Source organism: Pseudomonas sp. Pseusp15 (genome assembly GCF_059492165.1).
In genome coordinates this window covers 1,905,616-1,930,787 of record NZ_CP168523.1, presented here as the reverse complement: position 1 = coordinate 1,930,787, position 25,172 = coordinate 1,905,616, and the positions used below count along the sequence as shown (strand labels likewise).

16 protein-coding genes are annotated in these 25,172 nt (G+C 60.9%); 14 read left to right on the top strand and 2 right to left on the bottom strand.

What is annotated here, in order from left to right:
* Positions 1 to 99 precede the first annotated feature (99 nt).
* From ACEN8R_RS08730 to ACEN8R_RS08665, 14 genes are all read left to right on the top strand, one after another.
* The gene (locus tag ACEN8R_RS08730) at positions 100 to 1,095 is read left to right on the top strand and encodes an aldo/keto reductase (protein ID WP_018926115.1); all 996 of its coding nucleotides are present in this window, start codon (positions 100 to 102) and stop codon (positions 1,093 to 1,095) included.
* 240 nt (positions 1,096 to 1,335) lie between these two features.
* The gene (locus tag ACEN8R_RS08725) at positions 1,336 to 1,782 is read left to right on the top strand and encodes a DUF411 domain-containing protein (protein ID WP_018926116.1); all 447 of its coding nucleotides are present in this window, start codon (positions 1,336 to 1,338) and stop codon (positions 1,780 to 1,782) included.
* The gene (locus ACEN8R_RS08720) at positions 1,782 to 2,216 is read left to right on the top strand and encodes a YqaA family protein (protein ID WP_018926117.1); all 435 of its coding nucleotides are present in this window, start codon (positions 1,782 to 1,784) and stop codon (positions 2,214 to 2,216) included. The genes ACEN8R_RS08725 and ACEN8R_RS08720 overlap by 1 nt, the downstream gene beginning before the upstream one ends.
* 139 nt (positions 2,217 to 2,355) lie before the next feature.
* Positions 2,356 to 3,399, top strand: coding sequence for an alpha/beta fold hydrolase (locus ACEN8R_RS08715; protein ID WP_018926118.1), 1,044 nt, complete (start codon positions 2,356 to 2,358; stop codon positions 3,397 to 3,399).
* Between the two features lie 13 nt (positions 3,400 to 3,412).
* A complete protein-coding gene (locus tag ACEN8R_RS08710) occupies positions 3,413 to 4,366 on the top strand; it encodes a D-2-hydroxyacid dehydrogenase family protein (RefSeq protein WP_018926119.1) in 954 nt (317 codons plus the stop codon).
* Between the two features lie 570 nt (positions 4,367 to 4,936).
* Positions 4,937 to 6,523, top strand: coding sequence for a glycogen synthase GlgA (gene glgA / locus ACEN8R_RS08705; RefSeq protein WP_018926120.1), 1,587 nt, complete (start codon positions 4,937 to 4,939; stop codon positions 6,521 to 6,523).
* A gap of 13 nt (positions 6,524 to 6,536) precedes the next feature.
* Positions 6,537 to 8,333, top strand: coding sequence for a malto-oligosyltrehalose trehalohydrolase (treZ, locus tag ACEN8R_RS08700; RefSeq protein WP_026286420.1), 1,797 nt, complete (start codon positions 6,537 to 6,539; stop codon positions 8,331 to 8,333).
* A complete protein-coding gene (gene malQ, locus ACEN8R_RS08695) occupies positions 8,330 to 10,408 on the top strand; it encodes a 4-alpha-glucanotransferase (protein ID WP_018926122.1) in 2,079 nt (692 codons plus the stop codon). Before treZ ends, malQ begins: the two co-directional genes overlap by 4 nt.
* Complete coding sequence (locus ACEN8R_RS08690) at positions 10,405 to 13,191, top strand: malto-oligosyltrehalose synthase (protein WP_018926123.1); 2,787 nt, start codon at positions 10,405 to 10,407, stop codon at positions 13,189 to 13,191. Before malQ ends, ACEN8R_RS08690 begins: the two co-directional genes overlap by 4 nt.
* Positions 13,192 to 13,212: 21 nt before the next feature.
* Positions 13,213 to 13,554 carry a DUF2934 domain-containing protein gene (locus ACEN8R_RS08685; protein WP_018926124.1) on the top strand — a complete coding sequence of 114 codons (342 nt, stop codon included), beginning with the start codon at positions 13,213 to 13,215 and terminating at the stop codon, positions 13,552 to 13,554.
* Between the two features lie 93 nt (positions 13,555 to 13,647).
* Positions 13,648 to 15,804: a glycogen debranching protein GlgX gene (gene glgX, locus ACEN8R_RS08680; protein ID WP_018926125.1), complete on the top strand. Its 2,157-nt coding sequence runs from the start codon at positions 13,648 to 13,650 to the stop codon at positions 15,802 to 15,804.
* Positions 15,805 to 16,070: 266 nt separating this feature from the next.
* Positions 16,071 to 16,829 (top strand): PIG-L deacetylase family protein, encoded by a 759-nt coding sequence (locus ACEN8R_RS08675; RefSeq protein ID WP_018926126.1) that lies wholly within the window; start codon positions 16,071 to 16,073, stop codon positions 16,827 to 16,829.
* A gap of 251 nt (positions 16,830 to 17,080) precedes the next feature.
* The gene (locus ACEN8R_RS08670) at positions 17,081 to 17,881 is read left to right on the top strand and encodes an endonuclease/exonuclease/phosphatase family protein (protein ID WP_018926127.1); all 801 of its coding nucleotides are present in this window, start codon (positions 17,081 to 17,083) and stop codon (positions 17,879 to 17,881) included.
* 426 nt (positions 17,882 to 18,307) lie between these two features.
* Positions 18,308 to 19,372 (top strand): autotransporter domain-containing protein, encoded by a 1,065-nt coding sequence (locus tag ACEN8R_RS08665; protein ID WP_026286421.1) that lies wholly within the window; start codon positions 18,308 to 18,310, stop codon positions 19,370 to 19,372.
* 109 nt (positions 19,373 to 19,481) lie between these two features.
* On the opposite strand, the gene glgB is transcribed toward ACEN8R_RS08665, so the two are convergent.
* Positions 19,482 to 21,713: a 1,4-alpha-glucan branching protein GlgB gene (gene glgB / locus ACEN8R_RS08660; protein ID WP_018926129.1), complete on the bottom strand. Its 2,232-nt coding sequence runs from the start codon at positions 21,711 to 21,713 to the stop codon at positions 19,482 to 19,484.
* Positions 21,714 to 21,715: 2 nt separating this feature from the next.
* The gene (treS, locus tag ACEN8R_RS08655; RefSeq protein ID WP_018926130.1) at positions 21,716 to 25,057 is read right to left on the bottom strand and encodes a maltose alpha-D-glucosyltransferase; all 3,342 of its coding nucleotides are present in this window, start codon (positions 25,055 to 25,057) and stop codon (positions 21,716 to 21,718) included.
* Positions 25,058 to 25,172: the final 115 nt, after the last annotated feature.

Genomic DNA, 25,172 nt, shown 5'->3' with positions numbered 1-25,172 from the left:
TTATTTAGAAATTACGAACAGTGATAGCACTTTTAGCCGGTTTATCTTCGTTCTGTCGAGATCGACACTAAGCGCCTACATCCACAGGGAGTTCATTTCATGCAAACACGTCAACTGGGCAAGAACGGACCACAGGTGTCAGCCATCGGTCTGGGCTGCATGGGCATGACCGATTTCTACACCACCGGCGTGGACACCCGCGAAGCCACGGCAACGCTGCATCGCGCGCTGGAGTTGGGGATCAACCTGCTCGACACGGCAGACATGTACGGCCCACATACCAACGAAGAGCTAATCGGCAAGGCGATTGTCGGCAAGCGCGACCAAGTGTTCCTGGCCAGCAAGTTCGGCATTGTCCGTGACCCGTCCAACCCCGGCGCGCGTGGCGTCAACGGTCGCCCGGAATACATTCGCGAAGCGATCGACGGCACCCTCAAGCGCCTGGGCGTGGAAACCCTGGATTTGTATTACCAGCACCGCATCGATCCGCAGGTGGCCATCGAGGAAACCGTCGGCGCCATGGCCGAACTGGTGAGGGCCGGCAAGGTGCGTTACCTGGGATTGAGTGAGGCCTCGGTCGATACACTGGAGCGAGCGCACAAGGTTCATCCGATCAGCGCCCTGCAAAGTGAATATTCGCTGTGGAGCCGCGATCAGGAAGAGAACGGTTGCCTGGCCGCATGCCAGCGCCTGGGCGTGGCCTTTGTACCTTATAGCCCGTTGGGCCGGGGCTTTTTGACCGGGGCACTGAAAAGCCCGGATGACTTCGCCGCAGACGACTACCGTCGCTTCAGCCCACGTTTCCAAGGGGAAAACTTTGCCAAAAACCTGTTGCTGGTGCAGCAGGTACAAACACTGGCCACCGACAAAGGCGTGACAGCCGGCCAATTGGCCTTAGCCTGGGTCTTGGCTCAAGGGGATTACCTGATCCCGATTCCGGGCACCAAACAACGTAAATACCTGGAGGAAAATGTGGCCGCGCTGGAGGTGAAACTGAGCCGCGAAGAGTTGCAGGCCCTTGAAGCGATATTCCCGGCCAATGCCACCGCTGGCTTGCGCTATCCGGAAGAGGTCATGAAGTTGCTAGACCGGTAGCCGTTGCCCTTGCCGTAGGCTTGCAAATTTTACAGTTCGTAAGTCCCCCTGAGCGCCGGTTTTCGACGCTCAGACGGCACACCTGACATTTTTGTCATTCCTCGCTCATTCAGCTGACAGCATCAACCTGCGATGATCTGGCCAGCCGACCTTGTATAACTTAGAAACACTCGCGCAATGCCCAGTCGGATAAAAGAGTCAAAATGCACCTTTTTGGCCGTAACCCGAGACGAGACTCCCATGCGAACCCACCTGCGTCTGGCCGCCCTGAGCGCCCTCTTCATCTCCTCCCTGGCCCAGGCCGCCGACCTGATCCCGATCGAAGTGCACCGCGACGCCAATTGCGGCTGCTGCAAAAAATGGGTCAGCCATCTGGAAGCCAACGGCTTCAAGGTCGAAGACCACGTCGAAGCCGATATGAGCCAGTTCAAGCAACAACACGGCGTACCGCCTCGCCTGGCGTCGTGCCACACCGCCTTGATCAACGGCAAGTTCGTCGAAGGCCATGTGCCGGCCGACCAAGTGCTGGCCTTGAGCAAACGTGACGATCTGTTGGGAGTTGCAGCCCCCGGTATGCCGATGGGCTCGCCCGGGATGGAAATGGACGGCATGAGCGATGCCTATCAGGTGATCGGCCTGCAAAAGGATGGCACTGACGTGGTGGTGGCGGACTACCCCGCCCATTGATGTTCGGTGCCTACATCGGGTTGTTTCTCGCGGCGTTCGGCGCCGCGAGCCTGCTGCCCTTGCAGTCCGAAGCGGTGCTGGTGGGGTTGTTGCTCAGCGACCGGTATTGGCTCTGGTCGCTGTTGGCAGTGGCAACGCTGGGCAACGTGCTGGGGTCGCTGCTGAACTGGTGGCTGGGACGCGGCATCGAGCGGTTTCGCGAGCGGCGCTGGTTTCCGGTCAGCCCTCGTCATCTTCAACAAGCCCAAATACATTATCTGCGCTACGGTCATTGGTCCTTGCTGCTGAGTTGGGTACCGATCATCGGCGACCCGCTGACGCTGGTGGCCGGCGTCATGCGCGAACCGCTGGGGCGTTTCCTGATGATCGTGACCCTCGCCAAGGCTGCCCGCTATGGCGTGCTGGCAATGGCCACGTTGGGCTGGATGGGTTGAACGAAAGGCCCCGTGTATCGGCGTTCGCCGTAGCAGCTGCTACAAAAAGAGTGCATCGCGAGGGGAATGGCTTGACTGCGTTTAATGTCACCCTAATCACGCCAATCCAGCATCGGCGGATTTCCTGTGGAGTTTCCCCATGTCGCCCATCCTTTCCCGCTGGTTACCCGGCCTGCTGCTAACGGCGGCACTGCCGGTTCTCGTTTATGCCCAAAACCAGGCCCAGGCCGAAACACCAGAATACGGCCTGGAACTCCAGGGCTTTGACTACCCCTACACGGTCAAGCATTTCGCCTTTCAATCCCAGGGCAAATCCCTGCAAATGGGCTACATGGACGTTGCCGCCCAAGGCAAGGCCAACGGCCGCAGCGTGGTGTTGATGCATGGCAAGAATTTCTGCGCAGCCACCTGGGACAGCTCGATCAAGGCACTGAGCGAGGCCGGTTACCGAGTCATCGCCCCGGACCAGATCGGCTTCTGCACCTCCAGTAAACCGGACCACTATCAGTACAGTTTCCAGCAACTGGCGAGCAACACTCAGCAACTGCTCAAAGCCCTCGGCATACAAAAGGCGACCCTGCTCGGCCACTCCACCGGCGGCATGCTCGCCACCCGCTATGCGCTGCAATACCCCGATCAGGTCGAACAACTGGCGCTGGTCAACCCCATCGGCCTGGAAGACTGGAAAGCCCTCGGCGTGCCATATCGCTCGGTCGATCAATGGTATGAGCGCGAGCTGAAAGTGACCGCGCAAGGTATTCATGACTACCAACGCACCACCTATTACGACGGCCGCTGGAAGCCCGAGTTTGACCGCTGGGTGAACATGTACGCAGGCCTGGCCAAAGGACCGGGCAAAACAGCGGTGGCGTGGAACTCGGCGCTGATTTACGACATGATCTTCAACCAGCCGGTGTACTACGAGTTCAAGGACCTGAAAGTGCCGACCCTGCTGTTGATCGGCACCTCCGACACCACAGCCATCAACAAAGACATCGCACCGCCCGAGGTCAAGGCGAAAATCGGTCATTACGATGTACTCGGCAAGCAAGTGGCGAAGCTGGTCCCCCAGTCGACACTGATTGAATTCCCGGGTCTGGGCCACGCGCCGCAGATGGAGGAGCCGGCGAAGTTTCATCAGGCGTTGCTCGGCTGGCTGAACAAAACCAATCCCGTTCGTTGATGAGGTAAGGCTGATGGCGGTGCAGATTGCGGTGATCGATGACTGGCAGGACGTAGCGCGCGACGTGGTGGACTGGTCAGTGCTGGACAGCATCGGCCAGGTGAGTTTTATCCATGACTACCCGGCCGGTAACGAAACCCTGGCCGAGCGCTTGGGCGCATTCGAGGTGATCTGTGTGATGCGCGAGCGCACCCGGTTCGACGAAGACCTGCTGCGCCGCTTGCCCACCCTCAAACTGTTGGTCACCGGCGGCATGCGCAACGCCGCCCTGGACCTTAAGGCCGCCGCCGCGCTGGGCATCCAGGTCTGCGGCACCGACAGCTACAAACATGCCGCGCCAGAACTGACCTGGGCACTGATCATGGCCGCGACCCGCAACCTGGTGGCCGAAGCCAACGCCTTGCGCGCGGGCTTTTGGCAGCAAGGCCTGGGTGGCGACTTGCAGGGCAAGACGCTGGCGATCCTCGGCCTGGGCAGTATCGGTCAACGGGTTGCCCAATTCGGCCAGGTGTTCGGCATGCGCGTCATTGCGTGGAGCGAAAACCTCACCAGTGAACGAGCGGCCGAAGTCGGCGTGACCTATGTCAGCAAGCAGGAACTGTTCGAGCAAGCCGATGTGCTGTCAGTCCATCTGGTGCTCAGCGAGCGCAGCCGAGGGCTGGTGGACGCTCAGGCGCTGGACTGGATGAAGCCCACGGCATGGCTGGTCAATACCGCGCGCGGGCCGATTGTCGATGAAGCCGCGCTGATCAAGGCCCTGCAGAAAAAGCGCCTGGCGGGCGCAGCTCTGGACGTGTTCGAGCACGAGCCGTTGCCCCGCCATCATCCGTTCAGAACCCTGGACAATGTGTTGGCCACGCCCCATGTCGGGTACGTCAGCCGACAGAACTATCAGCTGTTCTTTTCGCAGATGATCGAGGACATTCAGGCTTGGGCGGCCGGGGCGCCGATTCGGTTGCTGGGCTGAGACGGCGTTATCGTTCTTCGCGGGCAAGCCGCGCCCCCACATGTGAAATGCATTCCCCTGTGAGAGCGAGGCCTGCCCGCGAAGAGTCCCTCAAATCCACCACACCCTCCTAAATCCTGCGCACCGCAATGGTGCAATCCCTATTCCATCGTGCCCAACTATCGTGACTTCCCGGTCCCGTCTTGACCCACCCAAAAAAACAAACCTGCCCTTCGTCGGTGCGTTTCCCCATAAAGCCCGTGTGTTTTGTACCCTCCCCCAACCGATTGTCGAACAATTTGTCCGGTTGACCACCCCGCTCTAGGTTCTGGCCTAGACTGTTTTCGGGGAATAAAACCGACTGGTCATTCGGTGAAATAAATAGAAACTTTTCGTATTGGCTTCAGGTCAGCTGAAAGGTAGGGCACAGCGACTGGTGCATTCCTTGCAACAGCCACTTCACCCATTGAGCTACAGCGCATGGGCAGCACTTGCTCACCGATGCGTAGCGCGTTTGCGCCCGGCCACAGGAATTGGCCAACACCGTTTGTGCCAGGTTTGGAATCAGATCAACAACACGGGGAGATGCATATGATCAATACGGCGTTAGATGTTCAGGGAGAACGTGCTCATCAACAGGTCGGCGAAGCCAGCACCGTGGGAGCCCTTACCGCCAAATCGGTCAGCGTCCCGGTCACCAAGGCGTTGGCACCGGTAGTCCGTCAGAATCCCAACAAGAAAAAAGTGTTGTTCGTCACCTCGGAGATTGCCGATCTGGTGAAGACCGGTGGCCTGGGAGACGTTTCCGCCGCGCTGCCGCGAGCCATGGCTCACCTGCACGATGTCCGGGTGTTGATCCCCGGTTACCCGCAAGTGCTGAACAGCGAAAATCCAATTCATATCATCGGTGAACTGGGCGGGCACGCCGCGTTGCCGCCCTGCAAGATCGGGCGCATGGACATGCCCGACGGCCTGGTCATTTACGTGTTGATCTGCCCTGAACTGTACGAGCGCGAAGGTTCACCCTACGGCGCCAACAACGGCCGTGACTGGCCAGACAACCATATTCGTTTCGCCCGCCTGGGCCTTGCGGCCGCCGATATCGCCGCCAACCTCGCTCAAATTCACTGGTGCCCGGATCTGGTGCATGCACACGATTGGCCCGCCGGCCTGGCCCCTGCCTATATGCACTGGCGTGGCCAACGCACCCCGACCCTGTTCACCATCCATAACCTGGCGTACCAAGGCGTCACCAGCCTCGGCTCATGCCCGGAACTCGGTATTCCCGTGCATGCCTTGCAGCAGGAAGGCATGGAGTTTTACGGCAAGATGTCGTTCCTCAAGGCCGGCATGGCCTACTCGAGCCACATCACCACCGTCAGCGCCACCTATGCCCAGGAAATCACCACGCCGGCCTTCGGCTGCGGCCTCGACGGTTTTCTCGCCGCCAAGACCCAGCAAGGTCTGCTCAGCGGGATTCCCAATGGCATCGATGAAAGCTGGGACGCAGCCACCGATCCGCACCTGTTCCACCCGTTCGGCATCGGTGACTGGGACGGCAAAGCGGTCAACGCGGCGCACGTTCGCCGGTTATTCGGCCTGGATGATTCCGAAGGCCCGCTGTTCGCCGTGGTCTCGCGACTTGTCTACCAGAAAGGCCTGGACCTGACCGAAGCGGTGGCCGAATACATTGTCGCCAATGGCGGCCAGATTGCGATCATCGGCCGTGGCGAACCGGAAGAAGAACAAGCCATGCGTGAGCTGGCGTTGCGCTTCCCAGGGCAAATCGGCGTGCACATCGGCTTCAATGAAACCGACGCCCGCCGGATGTTTGCCGGCAGTGATTTCCTGCTGATGCCTTCGCGTTACGAACCTTGCGGCCTGAGCCAGATGTACGCCCAGCGCTTCGGTTCATTGCCGGTGGCGCGCAATACCGGCGGCCTGGCCGACACCATTGAAAACGGCGTGACCGGTTTTCTTTTCGACGAATCCACCGTGGAGAGCTATCGCGAAGCCCTGAGCCGCGCGTTCAAGGTGTTCGCCTTCCCCGGCCTGCTCAACGCCATGCGTTGCCGGGCCATGGCGGCGCCTTTCAACTGGTGCAAGGCGGTCGAACCCTACGCCGAACTCTACGAACAACTGGTGGCTAAAGCGCTGGGTAAATCGGGCAAACAGTAAGAGGTTTTCAACGATGCCGTTACGGACTCTTGAAACCTGGCCCCACGGCGCAATCATGCTGGACGCTGAACACACGCGTTTTGCCTTGTGGGCGCCAGATGCGTTTTACGTCAGTCTTGAACTGGAAAACGGACAATCCCTGCCGCTGCTGCCTCAGGCCGACGGCTGGTTTGTGATCAAGACCCGCTGTCCCGCGGGTACCCGCTACCGCTACAACATCGATGGCGAACTGGAGGTGCCGGACCCGGCCTCCCGCGCCCAGGCGGGCGATATCGACAGCCCCAGCGTGGTGGTCGATCCCCTCGCCTATCGCTGGCAACACACTGCCTGGCAAGGTCGGCCATGGAACGAAGCGGTGATCTACGAACTGCATGTCGGTGCGCTCGGCGGTTTCAGCGAGGTCGAGCAGCATCTGGCGCGCTTGGTCGAGTTGGGGATTACCGCCATCGAACTGATGCCGTTGGCGCAGTTTCCCGGCGAGCGCAATTGGGGCTATGACGGGGTTCTGCCTTACGCACCGCAGGCCTCCTACGGTTCGCCCGAACAACTCAAACACCTGATCGACACGGCCCACGGCTATGGCCTGGCGGTGATTCTCGACGTGGTCTACAACCACTTCGGCCCGGACGGCAATTACCTGCATCGCTACGCCAAAGGTTTTTTCCGCGAAGACCAACACACGCCGTGGGGCGCAGCCATCGACTTCCGCCGGCGCGAGGTACGCGACTTCTTTATCGACAACGCGTTGATGTGGTTGCTGGAGTACCGTTTCGACGGCCTGCGCCTGGATGCAGTGCATGCCATCGAAGACCCGGACTTCCTTCAAGAGCTGGCGCAACGGGTTCGCCAACATATCAATCCGGCGCGGCATGTGTGGCTGATGGCGGAAAACGAGCACAACCAGGCCAGCCTGCTGGAGCAAGGTTTCGACGCGCAGTGGAACGACGACGGTCATAACGCCCTGCACGTGTTGCTTACCGGTGAAACCGATGCCTATTACGCCGACTATGCCCAAAATCCCACCGAACAACTCGCCCGTTGCCTGAGCCAGGGCTTCGTGTTTCAAGGCCATATCACCCGCCACGGTACGCCGCGCGGTGAGCCGAGCGGTCACTTGCCGCCGACGGCCTTCGTGCTTTTTTTGCAGAACCACGACCAGATCGGCAACCGCGCCTTTGGCGAGCGCTTGCATCAACTGGCCCGGCCTGAGGCCCTCTGTGCCGCCACCGTGTTACTGCTGTTGTCGCCGATGATCCCGCTGATATTCATGGGCGATGAGTTCGCCGCCGAGCAACCGTTCCTGTTTTTCACCAGCCACCATGGTGAGCTGGCGGAGTTGGTGCGCGAAGGTCGACGCAATGAATTCGCAGCCTTCAGCGCCTTTGCCGACCCGCACAAACGCGAGCAGATTCCCGACCCGAACGCGATGCAGACTTTCGAAGCGTCGCGGCCGAAGCTGACCACCACCCGGCAACCGGCCATTCATGAGCTGTATCGTCGACTGCTGCAAATCCGCCATCAACACATCATCCCGCACCTGCCCGGTGCCCACGCGCTGGGGGCGCAGGTACTGGCCGTGGGCGCGGTGACGGCGCGCTGGCGGTTGGGCGATGGCAGTCAGCTGCGCATTGACCTGAACCTCAGCGACGCAGCCGTGGTCCACTCCCCACAGGCCGACGCGACACTGCTGTTCGAATACCCGCCGCACTCGGCCGGTCTGTTGGATCAGGGCACCCTTGCCCCGTATTGCGCGCTCGTCAGCCTCACAGCCGCAGCCCCTTTGCTACCCCCGGATGGAGAGCGACCATGAGCGATGCGCAACTGGAAATACTGGCCAGCCGAGCCGGCCTGGCCGTCGACTGGATCGACGCCAACGGCCGTCCACAAAAAGTCACGCCGGCGGTGCTGCGTTCAGTGCTGGCCGGGCTTGGCCATCCCGCCAGCACCGCCCAGGAAATCGACGCCAGCCTGCTGCAACTGCTGGAGGCACAGCAAACCCGGCACCTGCCGCCGCTGCTGACCTGCGACGTTGGTGTCGGTCTTGATCTGGCCCACTACTTTGCACCGCAAACCCCGTGTGAGATCCATCTCGAAGACGGCTCGCGGCTCAACCTCAAGCTCGATGACAACGCTGTTTTGCCCGGTTTGGTGCCGGTGGGATATCAGCACGTCAGCATCGACGATCAGTCGTTCACCCTGGCGGTGGCGCCCGAGCGCTGCTACAGCGTCGGCGAAGCCGTTGACAGTCAAACCCCGCGCGCCTGGGGCCTGAGCGTGCAGTTGTATTCGCTGCGCCGCCCCGGCGATGGCGGTTTCGGCGATACCCAGGCCCTCGAAGATCTGGCCCGAGTGGCCGGCGAACGGGGCGCCGAAGCATTAGCGATCAGCCCGCTGCATGCGATGTTCAGCGGCGACACCCAGCGCTACAGCCCTTACTCGCCGTCCAGCCGTCTGTTTCTCAATAGCCTGTACGCAGCGCCCGGCGCGATTCTCGGTGAGCGTGCCCTGCGCACCGCAATCGACGCCACGGGCCTGGCTGGCGAACTCAAGCATCTGGAAACCTTACAGCTCATCGACTGGCCCACCGCCGCCGAGGCCAAGCATCGCTTGCTGGAAGCCTTGTACGAAGGATTCACCCACGGCGCACACCCCTTGCATGCCGACTTCAGCAGCTTCCGTCACGCCGGTGGCGAAGCGCTGGAAAATCATTGCCGCTTCGAAGCGATCCAGGAAGCCCGTGCAAGGCGCGGTGAAAGCCTCGACTGGCGCGAGTGGCCCGAGCAATGGCGTAACCCGCGCAGCGCCGCTCTGGCGCAATTTGCCGAAGAGAACTCGGCCCGCATCGGCTATTACGCATTCTGCCAATGGCTGATTGCGCGCAGCCTGGAGCGCGCACAAACCGCCGCCCGTGGTGCCGGCATGGGCATCGGCCTGATCGCCGACCTGGCGGTGGGCGCTGACGGCGGCGGCAGCCAGGCCTGGAGTCGCCAGGACGAATTGCTCGCCTCGCTGACCGTGGGTGCGCCACCCGACATCCTCAACCGCACCGGCCAGGGCTGGGGGATTTCCGCGTTTTCCCCCGAAGGTCTGGTGCGTAACGGCTTTCGCGCGTTCATCGAAATGCTGCGGGCCAATTTCGCCCATGCCGGCGGCCTGCGCATCGATCACGTCATGGGCCTGCAGCGGCTGTGGGTGATCCCTAAAGACGCACCGCCCAGCGACGGAGCGTACCTTTATTATCCGGTGGATGATCTGCTGCGCCTTCTGACCCTCGAATCCCATCGGCATCAGGCCATCGTCCTCGGCGAAGACCTTGGCACCGTGCCTGATGGCCTGCGCGAAAAACTCATCGCGCGCTCGATCCTCGGCATGCGCGTGCTGTTGTTCGAACAGGACAACACACACTTCAAACCGATTCTCGACTGGCCGGACAACGCCCTGGCCACCACCAGCACCCACGACCTGCCGACGCTCAATGGCTGGTGGCATGGCCGCGATATCGACTGGAGCGCACGCCTGGGCCTGGTCGACGCCACGGGTGAAATCGAATGGCGTCAACATCGCGAACGCGAGCGCGAAGGCTTGCGCCGGGTGCTGAGTCAGGACCCGCAAAATTTCCGTGAAGAGTCCCATGAAACCGATCAGGTGCTCGACGCCGCCATCCGCTTCCTCGGTCATACCCGCGCGCCGCTGGTGTTGCTGCCGCTGGAAGATGCCCTGGGTATCGAACAGCAAGCCAATCTGCCCGGCACCACCGACACCCACCCCAACTGGTCCCGCCGATTGCCCGGCGACAGCGAAAGCCTGCTCGATGATCCGGACGCCGCCCGCCGCCTGGAACTGCTCGCCTGCGCGCGACTTCAGGCGGCCGAGCGTGACCAATGAATCAACCGCTCAGCCAGCCGCTGCGGGCGACCCTGCGGCTGCAATTTCATAAAGGCTTCACCCTGGATCAAGCGGTGCCACTGGTGCCGTATTTTTCCAGCCTGGGCATCAGCCACGTCTATGCCTCACCGCTGCTCGCCGCCCGCGCCGGCTCCATGCACGGCTACGATGTGGTAGACCCGACCACGGTCAACCCTGAACTTGGCGGCGAAGCGGCGTTACGCCGTTTGGTCGCAGCGTTGCGCGAACAGAACATGGGGCTGATCCTCGATATCGTTTCCAACCACATGGCCGTCGGCGGTGGCGACAATCCCTGGTGGCTCGACTTGCTGGAATGGGGGCGACTGAGCCCTTACGGCGAGTTCTTCGACATTCAATGGCACTCGCCCGACCCGTTGATGGAAGGCCAGTTGCTGCTGCCTTTTCTGGGCAGCGACTACGGCATCGCCCTGCAGGACGGCACCCTGCCCTTGCGTTTCGATGCCCGGCGCGGCGCCTTTCATGTCGAGCACTATGAACACCACTTCCCGATATGCCCCACCGACTACGGCGAACTGCTCAAGGCCAATGACCAATTGAATGCCAAGCAGGCTGAACGGCTCAAATCCCTGGCAGACCGCTTCGACACCTTGAGTTATCAGTCCGACGTGTACAGCCTGGCGATTCCACTGAAAGCCGAGCTGCGGGAACTGGCCAGTGATCCGGCCATTCTGCACGCCATCCAGCACACCCTCGACACTTACGACTCGCTCACTCCCGACGGTTTCCAGCGCCTGCATAACCTGCTGGAGCGCCAGAGTTATCGCCTGGCCAGTTGGCGCACCGCGGCGGACGACATCAACTGGCGGCGCTTTTTCGATATCAATGAACTGGGCGGCCTGCGCGTCGAGCGGCCGGCGGTGTTCGAAGCGACCCATGCAAAAATCTTCGAGCTGCTGGCCGAAGGTCTGGTCGACGGACTGCGCATCGACCACATCGACGGCCTCGCCGACCCGCGGGGCTACTGCCGCAAACTGCGACGTCGAGTTGATCGACTGGCACCCGGCCGACACCTGCCGATCTACGTCGAAAAGATCCTCGGCGAAGGCGAAACCCTGCACCGCGACTGGTGCGTCGATGGCAGTACCGGTTACGAATTCATGAACCAGTTGTCGCTGCTGCAACACGACCCCGAAGGCGCCCAGGCCTTGGGCGAACTCTGGAGCCGGCACAGCGAACGGCCCGCCGATTTCCGCCAGGAAGCACAACTGGCGCGCCAGCAGATTCTCAACGGTTCCCTCGCCGGGGATTTCGAAAGTGTTGCCCACGCCCTGTTGCAAGTGGCCCGGGACGACCTGATGACCCGGGACCTGACCCTCGGCGCGATCCGACGGGCCTTGCAGGAACTGATCGTGCACTTCCCGGTGTACCGCACTTACATCAGCCCGTTGGGTCGTGCGGCCCAGGATGAGGTGTTTTTCCAGCAGGCCATGGCCGGTGCCAGGCAAACCCTTGGCGAGGCCGACTGGCCGGTGCTCGATTGCCTGGCCGGCTGGCTCGGTGGCCAACCCTGGCGCAAGCGCCCGGTGGGCCGTCCACGCAAACTGCTCAAGCACGCCTGCGTGCGCTTCCAGCAACTGACCTCACCGACGGCGGCCAAAGCGGTGGAAGACACCGCGCTTTATCGCTCGGCGGTGCTGCTGTCGCGCAACGATGTCGGCTACAACACCGAGCAGTTCAGCGCCCCGGTTGCCGACTTCCATGCCGCCTGCGCCAATCGCCTCGCCGAATTCCCCGACAACCTGCTGGCCACCGCGACCCACGACCACAAACGCGGTGAAGACACCCGCGCGCGGCTGGCGGTGTTAAGCGAGCGCAGCGCCTGGTACGCCGAACAGGTCGAGCACTGGCGAACCCTCGCGGGCGAACTGCGCAGCGACCCCGGCGCGCCCTCGGCGGGCGACGAGCTGATTCTCTATCAAGCAATCCTCGGCAGTTGGCCACTGGAATTGTGTAGCGACGATCAACCTGCGCTCGAGGACTACGCCAAACGCCTCTGGCAGTGGCAATGCAAAGCCCTGCGCGAAGCCAAGTTGCAAAGCAGCTGGAGCGCGTCAAACGAGGCATATGAACAGGCGACCCACGGGTTTCTCGAACGCCTGCTGCTAAGCCCCGAAGGTCAGCCATTGCGCGCGGCCATCGAGGCAGCCGCTCAATGCATTGCCGTCCCGGGTGCACTGAATGGATTGGCGCAAACCTTGCTGCGAATGACCGTGCCGGGGGTGCCGGATCTCTATCAGGGCAACGAGTTCTGGGACTTCTCGCTGGTCGATCCGGATAACCGCCGGCCGGTGGATTACGTCAGCCGTCAGCAGGCCATGCACCTACCGCTTGACCTGCCCGCTCTGTTGGCGAACTGGCGTGACGGGCGCATCAAGCAAACCCTGATCGCCCGGGCGCTGAACCGGCGTGCCGAGCATGCCGAACTGTTTCAAAAAGGCACTTACCAAGCCCTTGAAGTGATTGGCAGCCAAGCTCACCGGGTACTGGCGTTTGCTCGAGAATGGCAGGGAAAACGGGCAATCGTGGCCGTACCGATACGTTGTGCCGGACTGCTGGAAAACAGTGCCGCCCCCCGGATTGACGCGTCGCTGTGGGGCGATACCCGAATCAAATTGCCGTTCACGACCACCGAAGAAAATCTGAAGGGACTTTTTACCAGCGTCGCAGTCACAAAACACAAGGAGCTGATGGTCGGCGCCGCGCTGGGGGATTTCCCGGTCAATCTCTTTACCCAAACTTGAGTTCAGTTCAGGAGCATTGCGATGAGTACCGACGAAAAACGCATCCGCGAATTTGCCTATCAAATCTGGGAGTCCGAAGGAAAACCCGAGGGCCAGGAAGCCCGCCATTGGGAGATGGCCTGCAAACTCGCCGAGGCCGAAGCCCTGGCGCCCGGCAAACCAGCCAAAGCGAGCGGCAGCAAAACCGCAAGCAAGCCCGCGGCCGGCAAGCCCGACGGCAAGCTGGTCAATGCCAAGGGCCTCGAAACCAAACCCCGCACCAAGCCCAAAGCCAAACCCGCTGCCGCTTCGGCAGTGATCCCGCCGGGCGAAAAAACCACAGTGAAAAAGCCGCGCACCGCGCGTAAACCACCCGAGGTCTGACGCTTCACTGTCTTGTCCTGATTGACTTCGTGGCGAGCCCGCTCGCCACCGAGAGCGCATTCGCCCTCGAAAAATACCGTTGCAGGAGCAGCTATGACCAGTCCAAAGAAAACCGCGCCCGAACCTCACGAGGCCTCGCGAATCCGTGAAGGCTTGCCCTTCCCGCCAGGCGCGACCTGGGATGGCCTGGGGGTCAATTTCGCGCTGTTTTCGGCTAACGCGACCAAGGTCGAACTGTGCATCTTCGACGATGCCGGTGAAGTGGAACTTGAGCGCATCGAGCTGCCGGAATACACCGACGAGACCTACCACGGCTACTTGCCCGACGCCCATCCGGGGCTGATCTACGGCTATCGCGTGTACGGGCCGTACGACCCGGCCAACGGTCATCGCTTCAACCCGAACAAACTGTTGATCGACCCCTATGCCAAACAGTTGGTCGGCCAATTGAAATGGTCCGAAGCGTTGTTCGGCTTCACCATCGGCCACCCCGACGCCGACCTCAGTTTCGATGAGCGGGACAGCGCGCCCTTCGTGCCCAAGTGCAAAGTGATCGACCCGGCCCACACCTGGGGCCATGACCATCGGGTCAGCGTGCCATGGGACAAGACGATCATTTATGAGACTCACGTGCGCGGTTTCAGCATGCTTCACCCCGCCGTTCCCGAGAACCTGCGCGGCACCTTCGCCGGGTTGATGGTCGATGACGTGCTGGAACACATCCGCAAGCTCGGCGTATCGACTGTGGAGTTGCTGCCGATCCATGCCTTCGTCAACGACCAGCATCTGCTGCACAAAGGCATGACCAATTATTGGGGTTATAACAGCATTGCGTTCTTTGCCCCGGACCCGCGCTACCTGGCCAGCGGCAAGATCGCCGAGTTCAAGGAGATGGTCGCGCACCTGCACGACGCCAATCTGGAAGTGATCCTCGACGTGGTCTACAACCACACCGCCGAGGGCAACGAACAAGGCCCGACCCTGTCCATGCGCGGCATCGACAACGCCTCTTACTACCGCTTGAGGCCCGACGACAAACGCTACTACATCAACGATTCCGGCACCGGCAACACCCTGGACCTGAGCCACCCGTGCGTGCTGCAAATGGTCACTGACTCGCTGCGTTACTGGGCCACGGAAATGCACGTGGACGGTTTCCGTTTCGACCTGGCAACCATCCTCGGCCGCTACCATGACGGCTTCGACGAACGGCACAGCTTCCTCGTCGCCTGTCGCCAGGACCCGGTGCTGCGTCAGGTGAAGTTGATTTCCGAATCCTGGGACTGTGGCCCCGGCGGTTATCAGGTCGGGAACTTCCCGCCGGGCTGGGTCGAATGGAACGACAAATTCCGCGACACCGTGCGCGCGTTCTGGAAAGGTGACGACGGCCAGCTCGCCGACTTCGCCAGCCGCATGACCGCCTCCGGTGAGATGTTCAACCAGCGCGGCCGTCGACCGTATGCTTCGCTGAACTTCGTCACCGCCCATGACGGCTTCACCCTCAACGATCTGGTGTCGTACAACGACAAGCACAACGAGGCCAACGACGAGAACAATCAGGACGGCAGCAACAACAACCTGTCGTGGAACCACGGCGTCGAAGGCCCCACCGACGATCCCGAGATCAATGCCCTGCGCCTGCGGCAGATGCGCAACTTCTTCGCCACGCTGCTGCTGTCCCAGGGTACGCCGATGCTGGTGGCCGGCGACGAGTTCGCCCGCACCCAGAAAGGCAACAACAATGCTTATTGCCAGGACAGCGAGATCGGTTGGGTCAATTGGGACATGAGCGAAGACGGCAAGGCGCTGCTCAAGTTCGTCAAACGCCTGATCAAGTTGCGCCTGGCCTATCCGATCCTGCGGCGCGGGCGCTTCCTGGTGGGTAATTACAACGAGGACATCGGCGTCAAGGACGTGACCTGGCTGGCCCCGGACGGCAGCGAAATGTCCAATGAGCAATGGGAAGAAGGCCACGGTCGCTGCATGGGCATACTGCTCGATGGCCGCGCCCAGGAAACCGGCATTCGCCGCAAGGGTGCCGACGCGACCCTGCTGCTGGTGGTCAACGCGCACCATGACATCGTCAACTTCCTGCTGCCGGAAGTGCCTGACGGCGGTTTCTGGACCTGCATGATCGATACCAATCAACCGTCGATTCGGGGCCAGGAACGCTTTGAGTTTGGTCGCCAATACTCGGTTACCGGCCGTTCGCTGCTGTTGTTTGAACTGCAGCATGAGGAAGAAGAGTGAGAGTGATCACCATAATATCTGTAGCAGCTGCCGAGGGACGGTTTCGGTGACTTTTTGCGAAGCCTGACACAGCCTGGGTTAAAAAAAACGCATCAGACCAAAGGCTGAGGCGACGAATAGCGTTTCATGAGCAATACTCTGAACGCGGCAATCCAGGGTTCGGAGCGCCGCACATTGCTATCTACCCGCCTTCACGGGTCTGCCAGGCTTGCTCCCGTAAGCATTGCGCACGACTGAGGGCCAGACAGAACAAGGACGTAGCGCCTATGAGACCGGTTTCCATCAGCGAAAACAGCTTGCCTGCGCAGATCTGGAACAGCGCCCCACAACTGGACAACATCCCCGTCATCAACACCGAAACACTGGTCCCTGCTGGAGCTCGCGCGGTGGTGATCGCCCCGCATCCCGGCGATGAAGTGGTGACTTGCGGTGGCCTGCTGCAACTGTTGTGCTCCCTTGGTCATCCTCTGCAACTGATCTCGATCACCGACGGCAGCGCCAGCCATCCGGGGTCGCGTCAGTGGTCGGAAAAGCGCCTGAGCGTGTTCCGCCCCCAGGAAAGTGTCGAAGCCTTGCGTCGACTCGGCTTGCCGATGCACAGCCTGAAGTGGATTCGCGGCGGCTTCACCGACAACGCTCTGGCCGAGCGAGAGTCTGAATTGACCCAATTCATCGTCCGCTACCTGCGCCCCGGCGATGTGGTGTTCACCACCTGGCGCGAAGACGGCATCGTCGACCACGACGCTGTCGGCCGGGCCAGCGCCAGGGCTGCCGCCCTGGTCGGGGCGACGCTCAACGAAATACCGGTCTGGGCCTGGCACTGGCCGATGCGCGAGCACGGGCTGATCCCCTGGCATCGCGCGCGCAAGCTCCGCCTCGACACCTGGACTGTCGCGCGCAAAAGCCACGCCACCTATGCCTACGCCAGCCAGCTCGACGGCGAACCGGCGATCGGCATCGCCCCGCTGCTGCCACGAGTGATTCTGGAACGCATGCGGTTGCCGTATGAAATTGTGTTTGTCTGATCGGACTCGCTCGTAGCAGCTGCCGAGCCTGCGAGGCTGCGTTCGGCGGCGTAGCCGTCGTAAAACCGGAACTTACGGTGCATCAGGCAAACCGCGTCAGCCGGATTCACGACGGCTACGTCCGAATGCGGCCCACACCGAACGCTGCCTCGCGGTGCTCGACAGCTGCTACGGGTGTGGTGAATGTGTTTGAACTGCTCGCCCACGCATCAGTCGCATACATACAGCAGCCCTGATTCAGAGGAGTGAACGTGACCCACGATGCCGAACGCCAAGCCGTCGAATCAGTGCCATCGAACACGCCCCCGGCGATTCGCCGACTCAGAGTACTGACGGTCAATACTCACAAGGGTTTCACCGCCCTCAACCGACGTTTCATCCTCCCGGAACTGCGCGAAGCGGTACGCAGTACGTCGGCGGACCTGGTGTTTCTGCAGGAAGTGGTCGGTGAGCATGACCGGCATTCTTCCCGTTACAACGACTGGCCACCGACCTCGCAGTACGAATTCCTGGCCGACAGCATGTGGAGCGATTTCGCTTACGGTCGCAACGCGGTCTACCCCGACGGCCATCACGGCAATGCCCTGCTGTCGAAATACCCGATCCGCGAATTTCGCAACCTCGATGTCTCGATCACCGGCCCCGAGCGGCGCGGTTTGCTGCACTGTGTGCTGGATGTGCCGGGCCATGCTGAAGTGCATGCCATTTGCGTGCACCTGAGCCTGTTGGAAAGCCATCGACAACTCCAGCTGCAGTTGCTCTGCCTGTTACTCGAATCGTTGCCAGAGGACGCCCCGGTAATCATTGCCGGCGACTTCAACGACTGGCAGTTGCAAGGCAATGCCACCCTCGCCCGACGCGACTACCTGCATGAAGCATTCGAACGCCACCACGGCCGCCCGGCGAAAACGTACCCGGCACGGTTTCCCCTGCTGCGCCTGGACCGCATCTACCTGCGCAATGCCAGCAGTCATGAGCCACGCATACTCGGCTACAAGCCCTGGACGCACCTATCGGACCATTTGCCGCTGGCGGTGGAGGTGCGCCTGTAAGACCGTCAAGCGACAGGCGCCAAGAACTGCTGCCTGAAGCAGAAAAAATGACAGTAATCACGTCACGGACTTGCTCATGGATTTTGCACTGTTCATCCGTCACGCAACCGATAGCCCACTACCCAATACGTCTGGATTGCACCTTTCAGGATGATTTTTCGCACAAACAACAACTTAGATCAGTGCCAAAAATCAGTCACTTACAGAGTCTAAAATAGCCGTACCACTTATCGGCCATTTTCTTGACGCAGCGCCATCGGTCTTCTTAGCTAGTCCTTACTACCCCCGGAAATCCATCAGGGGCAAGCCTCCAGACACCCGTAAAACGGGCGGGTCGGACCTTGCCTCAATCCATTCGGTCGCCCCTCATTCGGGGTAGGAGAGACGCCACAGCGAGATACGCATGCGATTGCAAGGTAGACCTCCATGAGAACTTCATTCACCCCACAAGAGATAAAATTCACTTTTTGCGTTGTCTCCGGTTCACTCCTGCTGTGCTCATCCATGGAGGTGCGAGCGTCGTCTGCCGAGGACGAAACAACGCCCTGGTACAGCCAGCAACTGCCGACAATTACCTTGCCCTTCGGCTTGGCCACGTATCCCGACCGCTTACGCGTCAACTCAGACTTACCCAGCTCACGCCTGACGATCGAAGACGCCGCCCCCCTGGCCTGGGACCACGTCTATGGCCCGACGTCGCGGCAGGCCCAAACCGATTATCTGGCCCAGGGCACGATCCCCGGAGCCAGCGAATTCAAAGGCCCGGCGCTCCTGACCGTGCAAAGCAACAGCGGTAGTACCCAACGGGTCGGACTGATCGGCGGCACCGCTCAATTCCAGGGTAACGACAACGGCCTGCTGACCAGCCGCGCCCTCGCCGACCCCAGCCACGACACGCTCAACCTTCAAGGTCAAAGCCTTGGTGCCTACTGGAGCCTGACCGGGGCGCAAGGCTGGCACGTCGACTTGACGGCCAGCGGCGGCCGGGTCAGCGGTTTTAGCCGCAACGACCAGGGTGTGCGACAAACCACCGAAGGCAGCGCGATGACAGTGTCGGTGGAAGGTGGTTTCCCGATAGGCCTGAGCGAAAACTGGGTGGTTGAACCCCAGGCGCAGTTGATCAATCAACGCATCACGCTGGATACGCCGTATGCCGGGTCAGGCAACGCCTCGTCCAGCGACCTGACCTCCTGGAGCGGTCGGGTCGGTGCACGCTTGAAAGGCAATTACGATATCAATGGCTTGCCGGTCGAACCCTATGTGCGGACCAACGTGTGGCACACGGTGTACACCGGTAATACCGTGAGCCTGGATCAGGTCGACAAAATCAGCAGCAGTCGCAATTCATCAACGGTGGATGTGGGTCTGGGATTGGTGGCCAGAGTGACGCCTTTGGTCAGCCTGTACGTCAGCGCCGATTACAGCAGCAATGTGGATGACAATGATTTGAATGGGTTGATTGGTAGCCTTGGGGTGCGGATGCGTTGGTAAAAAAAACAAAAGATCGCAGCCTTCGGCAGCTCCTACAGTTCAACGTTGTCCCGCCCACCTGGGACGGTCCCGATCCTGCAGGAGCTGGCGAAGCCTGCGATCTTTTCGATCAACCCTCCGGTCGCAGAATCAACACCGCCAACGGCGGCAAATTCAACACCAGGGAAAGTGCCTGCCCATGGCTCGGTTCTTCCTCGGTGAACACCCCGCCACCGTTACCGTAATTGGACCCGGCATAGGTGTCGGCGTCGCTGTTGATCAACTCGACCCAGCGCCCGGCAAACGGCACGCCGACGCGGTAGGACTGACGCGGCACCGGGGTGAAGTTGGCCACCACCAATACCGGCCTGCCCTCCTTGCTCCAGCGTAGCCAGGCATAAACGCTGTTGATCGCGTCGTCGCCGATCAACCACTGGAAGCCCTGCGGTACATCGTCCTGATCGTGCAGGGCAGGCTCTTCGCGATACAACCGATTCAAGTCGCCGACCAGCTTGCGCACACCCTGGTGTTCCGGATATTGCAGCAAGTACCAGTCCAGCTGCTGATCGTGATTCCACTCCCGCCACTGGCCGAACTCGCAGCCCATGAACAACAGTTTCTTGCCCGGATGGGTCCACATGAAACTCAGGTAAGCCCGCAGGTTGGCAAACTTCTGCCAACGGTCGCCGGGCATTTTGTCGATCAGCGAATGCTTGCCGTGTACCACTTCGTCGTGGGAAATCGGCAGGATGAAACGCTCGGACCAGGCATACACCAGGCCGAAACTCAGTTCGTTGTGATGATGGGCGCGGTACACCGGATCCTGCTGAATGTAATGCAGCGAATCGTGCATCCAGCCCATGTTCCACTTATAGGCAAAACCCAGCCCGCCCTGTTGCGTGCTCTGGCTGACACCCGGCCACGCGGTGGATTCCTCGGCAATCACCAGTGCGCCCGGTGCTTCCAGAGCCACTACGTCGTTGAGATGACGCAGGAAATCGATGGCCTCCAGATTCTCCCGACCGCCGTGACGGTTGGGCACCCACTCGCCAGCCTTGCGCGAGTAATCGCGATACAGCATCGACGCCACTGCGTCGACCCGCAGTCCATCGACATGGAAATGCTTGAGCCAGTGCAGCGCCGACGCCAGCATGTAGCCGTGCACCTCGGTGCGGCCCAGGTTGTAGATCAGTGTGTCCCAGTCCTGGTGAAAGCCCTCCATCGGGTTGCCGTATTCGTACAGCGCGGTGCCGTCGAACTGCGCCAGGCCATGGACATCGGTCGGGAAATGCGCCGGCACCCAATCAAGGATCACGCCGATTTCGGCCTGGTGACACGCGTTGACGAAAGCGGCGAACTCATCCGGCGAGCCGTAACGGGCGCTCGGGGCAAACTGCGACAACAATTGATAACCCCAGGAGCCACCGAATGGATGTTCCATGATCGGCATCAGTTCGATGTGGGTGAAACCCAGCTCTTTGACGTACGGAATCAGCCGCTCGGCCAACTCGGGCCAGGTGTACTGACGGGCGACTTCGCCCAGGTCATCCAGCTCGCATTGCCAGGAACCGGCATGCAACTCATAGATCGACAGCGGTGCACTGGTTCGCTGACGCTCGCTGCGGGACAGCATCCAGTCCTGGTCCTGCCAGTCGACTTTCAGCGGCGAGGCGATTTTTGATGCGGTATCCGGCGGCAGCGCGGTGGCCAGAGCCATCGGGTCGGCCTTGAGCGGCAGAATGCCGTGGGCGCCGAGGATTTCGTATTTGTAGGCCTCCCCCGCTTGCAGGCGCGGGATGAACAACTCCCAGACCCCAGTGGGATGGCGCAGGCGCATCGGATGCCGACGACCGTCCCAGACGTTAAAATCGCCGACCACCGAGACCCTTCTGGCGTTCGGCGCCCACACGGCGAAGCGCACACCCTCCACGCCATCGACTGTCTTCAGTTGCGCGCCGAGGCAACTGCTCAGATCCCGGTGATTGCCCTCGGCGAACAGGTACAAATCCATCTCGCCAAGTAACGGACCAAAGCTGTAAGGGTCCTCGGCGAGTTGTTCTCCGCCGGCCCAACGGGTTCGCAATAAATAGGGCCGGGCCTGCTCGAAGTGCCCGACGAACAGTCCCGGAGTCTGGGTCGTCTCAAGGCTGCCGAGTTCTTCCCCGGACGCCTTGTCCACCACCTGAACGCTCAAGGCATCCGGCAGATACGCCCGAATGAATTGCCCGCCAGCGCCATCGCTGTGCGGGCCGAGAATTGCGAAGGGATCCTGATGTTCGGCGCGTACCAATGCGTCGATATCCCGCGCTTTGGGCAGCAGCGCCTCTTTAACGTGCCCCTGTTCCTTGTTCGAGAAACTCATGACTACTCTCCACCAAGATCGGAAAAGGGTTTAAGCCCACTCAATAATCCATATAAACCGTGCAACGGCACCGGTAGCCAAGTGGGGCGGTTTTCAGCCTCATAGGCCACTTCGTAAGCCGCCTTCTCCAGACCGAACAACGCCAGCGCAGCATCCTCGCCTTCAGGATCTTGCCATGCATGAGCAAGACTAGCTGCCGCCAGCCGATAAGCGTCGACAAATGATTGTCGCGCCTCTCTTAAATAACGCTCGGCAACCCTTTGACGCGCCGCCTGAGCATCCGCCGTGTTATCGACGTTGTGCACGTTGATCGCCATCGCCGCGGCATAATCGAAGGAGCGCAACACCCCACTGACGTCTTTATAGGGGCTGTGTTTGCCACGGCGCTCATGCAGCGGCCGCGCGGGTTCACCCTCAAAATCGATCAGATAAGCATCACCCTTGATCACCAGCACTTGCCCCAGGTGCAAGTCACCATGGACGCGGATACGCAAGCCGCCAGCGGCCTTTTTGCCCAGCTCCTGGATATGTCCGAGGATGGCTTTCTTGTTGTCCAGCAAGCGGCTGACCAATGTCTGGTCCGCCGCGCTCAGTTCGGTTTGATGTTGCTTGAGCAGCTTCAGTGCATGCTCCAGCTGCGCCGCCACGTCCTTGGCCGAGTCCAGGGCATCTTTCTGACTCATGATGTGTGGGGCAAAGTCCGGGTTGGCGCTCGGGGTCGCCAGCACCTGATGCATTTCCCCCAGACGCTGGCCGAGCATGCCGGCAAAATCCTTCAACTCGCCGAGAGCGTTGTAGTGCTGTTCCTGCTCGGACACGGCATCGGCGAGCTCGTCACGAAGCGCCCGTTCGAGGTTGTTCTGGGTCCATTCCCACGCGTCGCCCTGATTACTCAAGTAACCTTGGGCGATCATCAACAGCGTGTCCTCGCCCGCCGCATCGCGACGAATCACCGCCCCCAACAGCGGCGAAATATTTTTGAAACCGGCATGGGTCAGGTACGCGCTCATTTCCAGTTCCGGGTGCACCCCAGACGCGACCTTGCGGATCAACTTCAACACCAGACTGGCGCCGATCACCACCGAACTGTTGGATTGCTCGGCAGACAGGTAACGCACCTGCGACTCGGCACTCAGCCCCAGTTTGGCCAATTCATCAGTAGGCTCGAAACGGATCTCGCCACCGTCCGAGGGCAACACCGTACTGGCCTGCATGCCCTGCAACACTGCATGAACAAAGCTGTCGAGGCTGAAGGCGTCGGTGATCAGGCCGACCTGACGACCGCGACGGACCCTGGCCAGCGCCAATTGCTGCGGCAAAGCCGCGCCAACCTGCTCCTCGGAAATAAAGCCGAATGGCAACTGATAGCGGCTGGTCTGGCCAGCGCTGGTGACGTCGATTTCACTCAACAGCACCGGATGCTGCGGGTCGCCGAAGCGCACGCCGTAAGCGAGGTTGACGCTGTCGATGGTGCCGTCCTTGCCGGCGAACCAGCGGCGATTCTGCAACCAGCTCGGCAAAATGCCCTGCTCCAGTGACTGCCGAGACGGCGCTTCGAGCAGCTCTTCCATGCGCTGCTTCAGCACCAGCGTGGTGAAGTCCGGCAGGCTTTGCGCCGGCTCCACGTGCCAGCTCGGCATCTGGTTCTCCGCCGCCAGGCCGAACCAGTAGAAACCGTAAGGCGCCAGCGTCAGCAGGAAATTCAACTGACCGATGGGCGGGAACGCATTGCCGCCGAGCATTTCCACCGGGACCATGCCGACATACGCCGACAAATCCAGCTCCGCCGCTTGCGCGCTGCGGGACACGTTGGCCACGCACAGAATGATCTCGTGCTTGCCGTCCGCGCCGGTGAATTCACGGGTGTAAGCCAGGATCCGGCGATTGCTCGGCGACAGCATCTTCAGCGTGCCGCGACCGAAGGCCTTGGACTGCTTGCGTATCGCGAGCATGCGCCGGGTCCAGTTCAACAATGAATGAGGGTCGCCGGCCTGGGTTTCGACGTTGACCGACAGATAGCCATACTGCGGGTCCATGATCGGCGGCAACACCAGACTGGCCGGGTCGGCGCGGGAGAAGCCGCCGTTACGGTCGATTGACCATTGCATCGGCGTGCGCACACCGTCGCGGTCGCCGAGGTAGATGTTGTCACCCATGCCGATTTCATCGCCGTAATACAGGGTCGGCGTGCCGGGCATCGACAGCAACAGACTGTTGAGCAGCTCCACGCGACGACGATCGCGTTCCATCAACGGCGCCAGACGCCGGCGAATCCCCAGGTTGATCCGCGCCCGACGGTCGGCCGCGTAGTAATTCCACAGGTAATCGCGCTCCTTGTCGGTGACCATTTCCAGGGTCAATTCATCGTGGTTGCGCAGGAAAATCGCCCACTGGCAGTTGGCAGGGATTTCCGGAGTCTGGCGCAGAATGTCGGTAATCGGGAAACGATCTTCCTGGGCCAGCGCCATGTACATGCGCGGCATCAGCGGGAAGTGAAACGCCATGTGGCATTCGTCGCCGTTCTGGCCTTTGGCGTCGGTGTTACCAAAATACAGCTGAGTGTCTTCCGGCCACTGATTGGCCTCGGCCAGCAGCATGCGATCGGGGTAATTGGCGTCGATCTCGGCGCGGATCTGCTTGAGGACGTCGTGGGTCTCGGGGAGATTTTCGTTGTTGGTGCCGTCGCGCTCGATCAGGTACGGGATCGCGTCCAGCCGCAGGCCGTCGATGCCCATGTCGAGCCAGTAGCGCATCACCGACAGCACCGCTTTCATCACTTGCGGGTTGTCGAAATTCAGGTCCGGCTGGTGGGAATAGAAGCGGTGCCAGAAGTACTGACCGGCCACCGGGTCCCAGGTCCAGTTGGACTTTTCGGTGTCGAGAAAGATGATACGAGTGCCGTCGTATTTCTGGTCGTTATCGGACCAGACATAGAAGTCGCGGGCCGCCGAGCCGGGCTTGGCCTTGCGCGCGCGCTGGAACCACGGGTGCTGGTCCGAGGTGTGGTTGATGACCAGTTCAGTGATCACCCGCAGGCCGCGTTCGTGGGCCTCGGCAATGAAACGCTTGGCATCGGCCAGGGTGCCGTAGTCGGGGTGCACGCCACGGTACTCGGCGATGTCGTAGCCATCGTCGCGTCGTGGCGAGGGGTAGAACGGCAACAGCCAGATGGTGTTGACGCCCAGATCGGCAATGTAATCGAGTTTGGCGATAAGGCCGGGAAAGTCTCCGATCCCGTCATTGTTGGAGTCGAAAAAAGACTTAACGTGAACCTGGTAGATCACCGCATCCTTGTACCAGAGCGGGTCTTTGATGAAGGTGGCTGACCTGGGTTTCTTCGCCATTTGTAACTCCTGTTTAATTCGAATAAAACCGCCGGACCTGTGGCGAGGGAGCTTGCTCCCGCTCGGCTGCGAAGCAGTCGTAAAACCTGCAAATGAGGTGTGACTGACATATTGT